The 9524-nt window shown below is 55.0% G+C and carries 7 protein-coding genes; 2 read left to right on the top strand and 5 right to left on the bottom strand.

Annotated elements, in window-relative coordinates:
- Positions 1–291: aminotransferase class III-fold pyridoxal phosphate-dependent enzyme (locus B2W52_RS10495; protein WP_286802915.1), on the top strand; the 291-nt coding region annotated here is incomplete at its 5' end.
- A gap of 205 nt (positions 292–496) precedes the next feature.
- The gene (locus B2W52_RS10490) at positions 497–1261 is read left to right on the top strand and encodes a VC0807 family protein (RefSeq protein WP_273069684.1); all 765 of its coding nucleotides are present in this window, start codon (positions 497–499) and stop codon (positions 1259–1261) included.
- Positions 1262–1363: 102 nt separating this feature from the next.
- Here the strand turns inward: B2W52_RS10490 and gyrB are convergent, their stop codons facing one another.
- The 5 genes from gyrB to dnaA all read right to left on the bottom strand — a co-directional run bounded on the left by gyrB (position 1364) and on the right by dnaA (position 8978).
- Positions 1364–3778 carry a DNA topoisomerase (ATP-hydrolyzing) subunit B gene (gene gyrB / locus B2W52_RS10485; protein WP_062783697.1) on the bottom strand — a complete coding sequence of 805 codons (2415 nt, stop codon included), beginning with the start codon at positions 3776–3778 and terminating at the stop codon, positions 1364–1366.
- A gap of 55 nt (positions 3779–3833) precedes the next feature.
- Positions 3834–4961 carry a DNA replication/repair protein RecF gene (gene recF / locus B2W52_RS10480; RefSeq protein ID WP_273083953.1) on the bottom strand — a complete coding sequence of 376 codons (1128 nt, stop codon included), beginning with the start codon at positions 4959–4961 and terminating at the stop codon, positions 3834–3836.
- Positions 4962–5089: 128 nt separating this feature from the next.
- A complete protein-coding gene (locus B2W52_RS10475) occupies positions 5090–6361 on the bottom strand; it encodes an ABC1 kinase family protein (RefSeq protein ID WP_273069687.1) in 1272 nt (423 codons plus the stop codon).
- Between the two features lie 15 nt (positions 6362–6376).
- Positions 6377–7480 (bottom strand): DNA polymerase III subunit beta, encoded by a 1104-nt coding sequence (dnaN, locus tag B2W52_RS10470; protein ID WP_008172539.1) that lies wholly within the window; start codon positions 7478–7480, stop codon positions 6377–6379.
- A gap of 55 nt (positions 7481–7535) precedes the next feature.
- On the bottom strand, positions 7536–8978 hold the full coding sequence (gene dnaA, locus B2W52_RS10465) for a chromosomal replication initiator protein DnaA (protein WP_014578837.1): 1443 nt from the start codon (positions 8976–8978) through the stop codon (positions 7536–7538).
- Positions 8979–9524: the final 546 nt, after the last annotated feature.

The raw sequence follows: 9524 nt of genomic DNA, 5'->3' as shown, positions 1-9524 counted from the left end.
CTGAAGCAGCGCTTCAGCCAGTGGCAGGAACAGTTTGCCCACGTCGACAATGTGCGCAATCTTGGTCCCATGGCTGCGTTTGAGCTGGTGGAAAGCAAGGAAAGCCGTACGCCCAAGCCGGAACTGGCAGCGGCGGTAACCAAGAAGGCGAAGGAGAAGGGTCTGATTCTCCTGAGCTGTGGTATGTACGGCAACACCTTGCGGTTCCTGATGCCGGTCACCATCGAAGACGAGGTGCTGGAAGAAGGACTGGCGATTGTGGAAGAAAGCCTCAAGGAAGTGGGTGCCTGATCGGCGCTGACGTTCAAGAGGAAACAGAAAAGCCGGGCATAAGCCCGGTTTTTTTATGCCCGTTTGGAAAGCGTCTATTCAGTCAACCCGCCGCTTCTGTGTGCGGTGACGGCGGTTACGTCCACACTTGGATTCATCGTATACTGCCCAGACTACTCCGGCAGTGCCTTCCGGCCTGCTCCAGTTTCACCAATCAGGCTAGAACATGACGTCTCCGAGCTCCGCCAACGTTCCGGACCACAAACCAAGGCCCTGGGTCGACTTGCTGGTCAGTATTATCATTCCATCCGTTATCCTGATGAAGTTCAGTGGCGAAGAACATCTGGGCAGCGTGAACGCACTGGTCATCGGCCTGGCGTTTCCACTGGGTTGGGGGTTGTTCGAACTGATCAAGTACCGCAAGAAAAACTTCATTGCGGTACTCGGTCTGGTCAGTGTCGGGCTGACAGGCGGCATTGGCCTGCTTGAGCTGGATGCGGGTTGGTTAGCCATCAAGGAAGCCGCGATTCCCGCGATTATAGGTCTGGCGGTACTGGCTTCCACACGAACCAAGTACCCTCTGGTACGCACCCTTCTGTATAACCCAAGTGTTCTGGATGTCGATAAGATCCACAAAACCCTTGAAGAACACAATCGGGTTGAGGAATTCGAGGCCGGCCTGCTCAAGGCGAGTTACTTCTTTGCGGGCACCTTCCTGTTTTCATCCATCATGAACTACGTGATTGCTAAATGGATCGTGGTCAGCCCGTCCGGTACCGAGGCGTTCAATGAGGAGCTTGGTCGGATGACCCTGGTGAGCTATCCCATGATCGCCATTCCTTCCATGATTATGATGATGTTGATCTTTTATTATCTCTGGCGCACTATCCGCCGGCTGACCGGGTACACGCTGGAAGAGGTGATGGCACCGCATCTGGCGGAGAAAGAGAGGGAGCGAAACGAATCGTCGGAATCGAGCACCGGTAAATAAAACCTCCAGGGGTCGGTCGTTGCCGCACGGGATCGAAAACAAAAAAAGCGGCGAAGGCTTCAAACCTTCGCCGCTTTTTTTGTGCCTTTTGGACGGTTGTGATCAGACGTCCAGGTTGGTCACTTCCAGGGCATTGGTCTGAATGAAGTTACGACGCGGTTCGACATCGTCGCCCATCAGGGTTGTGAAGATCTGGTCTGCCGCAATGGCGTCTTCGATCGTCACTTTCATCATGCGGCGGGTCTCCGGATCCATGGTGGTTTCCCACAACTGCTCTGGATTCATCTCGCCAAGACCCTTATAGCGCTGGATATTCAGACCGCGCTGGGCCTCTTTCATCAACCAGTCCAGGGCACCTTCGAACGACAGCACCGGCTGCTTACGCTCGCCACGTTGGATATAGGCGCCGTCTTCAATGAGGCCATCCAGAGTTTCACCCATGCGGGCGATCGCTGCGTACGAGGATGATTCAAAGAACTCATGGCTGAATACATGCTCGTAGGGAATGCCATGCACGTAGATGGTTACCTTCGGCAGGTACAGCGCCCGCTCGGTATCCTTGGTGACCGAGAAGGTGTATTTGGTACCGGTGCGGGTATCCAGGTCCAGGCCATCACCAAGACGCGCAACCCAGCGAGCCACGGAAGCTTCTTCCTTCAGATGCTCAGGCTTGAGCGTGACGTTCTGGAGCATCTGCTCCAGCACCTTGGCCGGGTAGGCCCGGGACAGTCGCCCAATCATGTTCATGACCGCCTGGTAGTCCTTGACCATGGTTTCCAGAGCGGAATCCTTGATCGCCGGGGCTTCCGGGTTCACATAGAGCTGGGCACCTTCCAGAGCGGTCTGGGTGAGGTAAGCTTCCTTGGCCTTCTCGTCCTTCAGGTACTGCTCCTGCTTGCCACGCTTGACCTTGTAAAGCGGCGGCATGGCGATAAAGACATGGCCACGCTCGATGATTTCGCGCATCTGACGGAACAGGAAGGTCAGCAGCAGTGTCCGGATGTGAGAACCGTCCACGTCCGCGTCGGTCATGATGATAATGGAGTGGTAACGCAGTTTATCGGGATTGAATTCTTCCCGGCCGATACCACAGCCCAGAGCCGTGATCAGGGTGCCCACTTCTGCAGAGGACAGCATCTTGTCAAAGCGGGCTTTTTCCACGTTCAGGATCTTACCTTTCAGCGGAAGGATTGCCTGGGTCTTGCGGTCACGGCCCTGTTTGGCGCTACCACCGGCCGAGTCACCCTCCACAATGTAAAGTTCGGAAAGGGCGGGGTCCTTCTCCTGGCAGTCGGCCAGTTTGCCGGGCAGACCGGCGATATCCAGGGCGCCTTTGCGGCGAGTCATGTCACGCGCCTTTCGAGCGGCTTCACGAGCCCTGGCGGCTTCCAGCATTTTGTTGACGATGAGTTTGGCTTCGTTCGGCTGCTCCTGCAGGTACTCCGCAAAACTCTGGTACAGCTCCTGCTCAACCGCGGTCTTCACCTCGGAGGAGACCAGCTTGTCCTTGGTCTGTGAGGAGAACTTCGGGTCCGGAACCTTGACGCTGATGATGGCAGTCAGGCCTTCCCGGGCATCGTCACCGGAGGTCGCAACTTTCGCCTTCTTGCCCAGACCTTCCTGCTCGATATAGTTATTGAGGGAACGGGTCAGGGCCGCCCGGAAGCCGGCCAGGTGTGTGCCGCCATCGCGCTGGGGGATGTTGTTGGTAAAGCAGTAGATGTTCTCCTGAAAAGCATCGTTCCACTGCATGGAGACTTCCACCGCGATACCGTCTTCGCGCTCGCGATTAAAATGGAAAACGCGGTTGATCGGGGTCTTGCTGGAATTCAGATGCTCGACAAAGGCGCGCAAGCCACCTTCGTACTCGAAGACTTCTTCCTTGCCAGAGCGCTCGTCGGTCAGACGAATGCGCACGCCACTGTTCAGGAACGCGAGCTCACGCAGACGCTTGGCGAGAATGTCGTAGTGGAATTCAATGTGGGTAAAGGTTTCCGGCGAGGGAATGAAATGCACCTTGGTACCCGATGCGTCGGTCTCGCCGACGGCTGCCAGAGGTGCATTGGGAACACCGTGGGTGTAGGTCTGCTCGTAAACCTTGTTGTCTCTACGAATGGTCAGGGTGAGGGTAGAGGACAATGCGTTCACGACCGAGACGCCCACGCCGTGAAGACCGCCGGACACCTTGTAGGAGTTATCGTCGAACTTACCGCCGGCGTGCAGCACGGTCATGATAACTTCCGCAGCCGAAACGCCTTCCTCTTCGTGGAGGTCCACCGGAATGCCACGGCCGTTGTCCTTCACGGTTACCGATTCGTCCGGGTGGATAATCACACCAATCTCTGAGCAGTAGCCCGCAAGCGCTTCGTCGATGGAGTTATCCACCAATTCAAAGACCATGTGGTGCAGGCCAGTGCCATCATCGGTATCCCCGATGTACATGCCTGGCCGCTTTCGCACCGCATCCAGTCCTTTCAAGACTTTGATACTGGAGGAATTATAGTTCGATTCACTCATTCGGAAACTCCTGAAGCGTGATAGGCCGGGGCATTCTTTGCTCTTCGCACCGGTCTTATTCTTCCGTCAATTTGCCATGTTCCACGTGGAACAATCTGTAATCCGGTGCATTACCCTCGGGCCAGAGCTGATCCACCATGGGACGCTCAATCGACGTGATAAACACCTGACAACGTAATGCCTGTAACCTGATAGCCAGCATGGCGCGATGGCCCTCATCCAACTCGGCGTTAATATCGTCGAGCAAAAAGGTCACCTGCTTGCCCATGTCACTCAACACCATGCCTTGGGCAATCTTCATCAAAATCACCAGGGTTTTCTGCTGGCCCCGGGAGAACGTTTCGGCAACAGGCCTGCCCTGAAACTTCAACCGGATGTCTGCGCGATTCGGACCATATAATGTGTGCCCGACTTTTCGCTCCTGATCCCGATGGTCTACCAGTAATTCTGCCAGCGGCCGACTGACATCCCAGCCCGGGTAATACTCGAGCTTCAGACCTTCGGTCCAGGGTACCTCTACTTCCCGAACCAGCTTTTCAAAAGCCAACTTGAACCGGCCAAAGGTGCCGGTACGGGCCTCAGTAATGCGCTCACTCAGGGTAGCGTACTGATGATCCCAGACACGCATTAAAGCTTCGTCTAGTCTACCATTTCTCAGCGTTTGATTCCGCTGTGATGTCACTCTCTGGCATTGTTGCCAGAGAGATCCAAAGGAAGGTTCCACGTGGAACACTAACCAGTCCAGAAACTGACGCCGCTTGCCGGGTCCACCTGCCACCACATCAAAAACACCAGGATCGATCACAGATACCGGCAGATGCTTGGCAAGGGCAGAAAGACTCCTGACCGCCTCACCATCCACCCGTAACATCGTTTCCTTCTGACCCACATCCCGGGATATTCCCAGGCGATGCACCAGATCGGTCTCGCTGCCATGCCTGCGTGAGTCCAACCCATGATCGAGACCACCAAACACTGTCAGCCGTTGTTCGCCATGACTAACCACTGCCTGGTGTCTGTTCACCCGAAACGAACGGCCCAATCCCAGATAACCGATGGCTTCCAGCACACTTGTTTTGCCGCTTCCATTTTCTCCGTAAAGCAGATTAAACGACGATGAAAAGCTGACCGGCGCCGACGACAGGTTGCGGAAGTTCTCAGTCTGGAATTTTACAAGCGCCATAGAAAAGCAGACTCGAAGGGGACGAGGGCAGGAAACAACACAAAACCCTTTAACGAAAAAGGCAGCGTTACCTTCCCGTCGGTAACGCTGCCCTAGTGTACAAAAGCCAATCGCTCAAGGCGACAGCCTCAGTGGAGCATGTTCAACCGTTCGTCCATGAACACATCCATTTCTGGTGCAAGGATGTGAACATAGCGATCGAAATACAGGAACTGTTTCAGTAGCAAAGCGAATTCCCTTGGAAAATGCAGGCCATGGCTTTCGCCGATCTTAACCATATCCATCAGGATATGATTAACATCGTCTTCTGCCTGCTCCGCCTCATAGGGAACCTCGTCGGGCACCATTCGGTCCATCTGCTGGTAGAGCCGTCTCAAATCGCTGGCCAGATCATCTGCCCGAACCGTCTGACGGGTAATACCGATTCGGATCATCGCGTCGGCCATTCCCTCGAAATTCCCAACCATAACGGCTGAAATGAAATCGCTCACCGCCTGCCAGGTATCCGGCTTGATACGGCCGACAATTCCGAAGTCGATAAAACCAACCCGACCGTCCTTGAGAACCATCAGGTTGCCGGCATGCACATCCGCGTGGAAAAACTCACATTGCGTCAGACTGGAAAACCAGGTGTTCATGGCCGTGATCAGCGTACGCTCCGGATCACGGGCGTAACCGCGGATACTTTCCAGATCGGTCAGGGACACACCGTGGAACCGCTCCATGGTCAGGATCCGCCGGGTGCTGCAGTGTTCAAACACCCTCGGTACTGCCGCATCTTCATTATGGGTATCGTGCAGAAACTCCCGGAACACCTTCAGGTTGTTCGCTTCCTTGATGAAATCGCACTCTTCCATCATGGTCCGCTGGATTTCCTCGACGATACCGGACATGGAGGTCCAGGACAGTTTTGGCGCCAGGGTTTCCAGAATACGGGCAGACAGGTACAGGAAGTTCAGATCGGTTAAGAGAATGTTTTCCACACCCGGCTTCTGAACCTTGATCACCACTTCTTCACCGGAGACCAGACGCGCGGCGTGAACCTGGGCAATCGATGCCGACGCCAGGGCCACCGGATCGATTTCCGAATAGACTTCCTCCAGGGGCCGACCAAGCTCTTCCCGGATAATTCTCTTGATCACACCAAAGGGCAGGTTGGGTGTTCTGTCCAGGCAGTGCTGGAACTCCTCGACATACTCCTTAGGGAAAAACGTCGGGGAGCTGGCAATGAACTGTCCCAGTTTGATGTAGGTTGCACCGAGGGATTCAAACGTCTGCCTCAGCAAGCGCGGCGTTGGAGGGCGATCCCCCCGAAGCCAGTTGATCCCGGTGCGCCCGAGTACCGACACAGTCTGGCCAATCCTGAAGGCGCCTTTGATTCCATTCGTTACGGTACTCATCAATCTCATCTCCTCCTACAGCCTCATGGGCATGACAACATAGAGGCAACGGTTATCGTTTTGCGCCTCTATCAACGCACTGCTGTTCGGATTCGACAGGGTTATTTTTACCTGGTCCTCATCCAGCGCGTTCATGACATCCACCAGATAGCCTACATTAAAACCGATTTGCAGGGATTCGCCCTGATAGTCCACGGGCAGCGCATCTTCGGCCTGTTCTTGATCCGGGTTGTTGGCAAATACCTGGAGTTCATTGGATGCCAGGTTCAGGCGCACGCCGCGGATGTTCTCATGGGACAGGATGCCCGCCCGTTGCAGGGTGTTCTTCAAGGTGGCGCGGTCCGCCAGGACGATCTTGTCGCCCCCGCGCGGAATCACGCGATTGTAGTCGGGGAATTTGCCTTCAATCAGTTTCGAGGTGAAGGTATAAGACCCCACCGTCGCTCGCAGGTGGTTATCGCCAATAACCAGGGTCACCGGTGTTTCCACATCATCGAGCAACCGGGCCAGTTCCAGTACCCCTTTGCGCGGAACAATAACCTGACGCAGCTCCGGGCAATTGGTGGCCAGTTCCAGATGTGCCATGGCCAATCGATGGCCGTCGGTAGCTACCGTCCGCACATGGTCCTTGTCCACTTCCAGCAACAGTCCGTTCAGGTAATAGCGCACGTCCTGCTGAGCCATGGCGAACGCCGTGGCATCGAGCATCCGGCCGAGTTCTTTCTGGGGTAATTCCAGACGGAAGCTCTCGTCTTCGTCTTCCACGTTCGGAAAGTGCTCCGCCGGCAGGGTCGACAGGGTAAAGTGGCTGGCGCCACACCGCAGGTGCAACCGATCGCCTTCAAGCGACAGCTCCATCGGCGCCTCGTCCCCCAGGGCCCGGGAGATATCCGACAGCTTGCGGGCCGGAACGGTAATCCGGCCGGGCTGATCTACATGCACCGGTGTTACCCGCGCCACCAGTTCCACTTCCATATTGGTACCGGTCAGGGTCAGGGTATTGTCCTCGGCCACCAGCAAGACGTTGGAGAGCACGGGCATGGTCTGTTTCTTTTCCACCACGCCAGCAATGCTTTGCAGCGGGGTAAGCAGGGATTCACGGCTGATCGTCAGTTTCATGGCACTCAGCTTTCTTTATGTTGGAAGGGTGAATGTTGTTCGCCAACGCCCGGCATCAGGTGGTCAGCAGTCTCATAAAATTCTGATAATCCTCGCGGATGCCCGGATCAGTCTCCTGCAACTCCACGATTTTCTTGCACGCATGCAATACGGTGGTGTGGTCACGCCCGCCAAAGGCATCACCAATCTCCGGCAAGCTGTGATTGGTCAGCTCCTTCGACAACGCCATGGCGACCTGCCTTGGCCGGGTCACCGTTCGAGTCCGGCGCTTGGATAGCAGATCGGCCACCTTGATCTTGTAATATTCCGCCACCGTGCGCTGAATGTTGTCGATGCTCACCTGTTTCTCGTGCAGCGCCAACAGGTCTTTCAGGCTCTCCCGGATAAACGGCGGAGTGATTTCAGAGCCGGTGAAGTGAGCATTCGCTATCACCAGACGAAGCGCGCCTTCGAGCTCCCGAACGTTTGAACGAATCTTCTGGGCAATAAAAAAGGCCGCTTCGCTGCTAAGCTTAACATTGGCCTGATCGGCCTTTTTCATCAGAATGGCAACCCGCGTTTCCAGTTCCGGCGGCTCTACCATCACCGTCAGGCCCCAGCCAAACCGCGATTTGAGTCGCTCTTCCATATCCACAATTTCTTTCGGAAACCGATCGCAGGTAACGATTACCTGCTGCCCGCCTTCCAACAACGCATTAAAGGTATGGAAAAACTCTTCCTGGGAACGCTCCTTGCGGGCGAAGAACTGGATATCATCAATCAACAGCGCGTCCACTGAACGGTAATAGCGCTTGAACTCGTTGATGGCGTTAAGCTGCAATGCCTTCACCATATCGGCAACAAAACGCTCCGAACGGAGATAGGCCACCTTCGCCTTGGGGTTACGACGGACAATTTCGTTGCCGATCGCATGCATCAGGTGTGTTTTACCAAGACCAACCCCGCCGTACAAAAACAGAGGGTTGTAGGCGCCACCCGGGTTCTCGGCCACCTGCATGGATGCGGCACGGGCGAGCTGGTTGGATTTGCCTTCCACAAAGGTTTCGAAGGTGAACCCCTCGTTGAGGAAGCTCTGGTGTTTGATGTCACCTTCAACCTGAACCGGACGCCGCTGGGTGTCACTCTTCGGCCGCACGGATGGTGTGGATGCAACGGTAGCGGCCACGCCTTTTTCTTCTTCGGTTACCCGGCTGCCGGCCTCTTCCTGAACCTGACCGTTGACGCGGGCAGGTGCTTCCGACCGTTTGACCGGTTCGCCTTCACGGGGTGCGGAACCCACTTTCATATTGACCCGGGGCGCCTGCCCACCGTTCAGATCCTTGAGCACCTCTTCGATACGTCGCAGGTACTTTTCGTTTACCCAATCCATGACAAAACGGTTTGGGGCGAACAGCATCAGCTGCCCCTCCCGGTGATCGGACTGCAGGGGCCTGAGCCAGGTATTGAACTGTTGTGCGGGAAACTCGTCCCGGAGTACTTCAAGACATTGATGCCACATACTGTTTGGCACGACAGCCTGCTCCCGATAACCCTGAAATGTCTCTGAACGGACAAGGGACTTCCTGTCCTGTGAGATGACCCCGAATTCTAACCCGACCGGCCCTCCAGTGAAAGGGCTAAAGCCAGTTCATGAACAGCCTGTGGAAATTTATTTCTTTATATTTCAGTTTTTTACGAACTTACCTACAACCTTGTGTACAGAAAATTCCTACAATGAAAGTTACCCACAGCCCTGTGTGTACAGCCCGGGTTTAACCCTGTTAGGAACCACGGGATGCAACCGGGGATAACTTTGAACCTCGCTTCGAAAACGACTTACCCACATTTCACCCTGCCACCGTCCACAGATCTCAGGGTGCCTTATCAATACCCTTATAAACCGCCCAACAAACTGTTTTTCTGATATTTTCTTCGCTTATCCACAGAAACTTGCGGTACTAATAACAGTAATAATTAATCCTTAAAAGAATTCTAAAAAGACTTACTGAATTTATTAGCTGACCTGGCCGATTCCAAATTTCGGGCATGCGCACAACCCCCTAGC

It is taken from the genome of Marinobacter sp. UBA2498 (genome assembly GCF_002341575.1).
GTDB classification, from domain to species: domain Bacteria; phylum Pseudomonadota; class Gammaproteobacteria; order Pseudomonadales; family Oleiphilaceae; genus Marinobacter; species Marinobacter manganoxydans.
Note: the sequence above shows the minus strand (reverse complement) of the source record. Positions and strands in the feature narration are given on the sequence as shown.

Excerpts from the sequence above, each read along its gene's own strand:
- B2W52_RS10490 (WP_273069684.1), top strand. The coding sequence starts at position 497 with ATGACGTCTCCGAGCTCCGCCAACGTTCCGGACCACAAACCAAGGCCC.
- B2W52_RS10475 (WP_273069687.1), bottom strand. The coding sequence starts at position 6,361 with ATGAGTACCGTAACGAATGGAATCAAAGGCGCCTTCAGGATTGGCCAG.
- recF (WP_273083953.1), bottom strand. The coding sequence starts at position 4,961 with ATGGCGCTTGTAAAATTCCAGACTGAGAACTTCCGCAACCTGTCGTCG.
- dnaA (WP_014578837.1), bottom strand. The coding sequence starts at position 8,978 with ATGTGGCATCAATGTCTTGAAGTACTCCGGGACGAGTTTCCCGCACAA.
- gyrB (WP_062783697.1), bottom strand. The coding sequence starts at position 3,778 with ATGAGTGAATCGAACTATAATTCCTCCAGTATCAAAGTCTTGAAAGGA.
- dnaN (WP_008172539.1), bottom strand. The coding sequence starts at position 7,480 with ATGAAACTGACGATCAGCCGTGAATCCCTGCTTACCCCGCTGCAAAGC.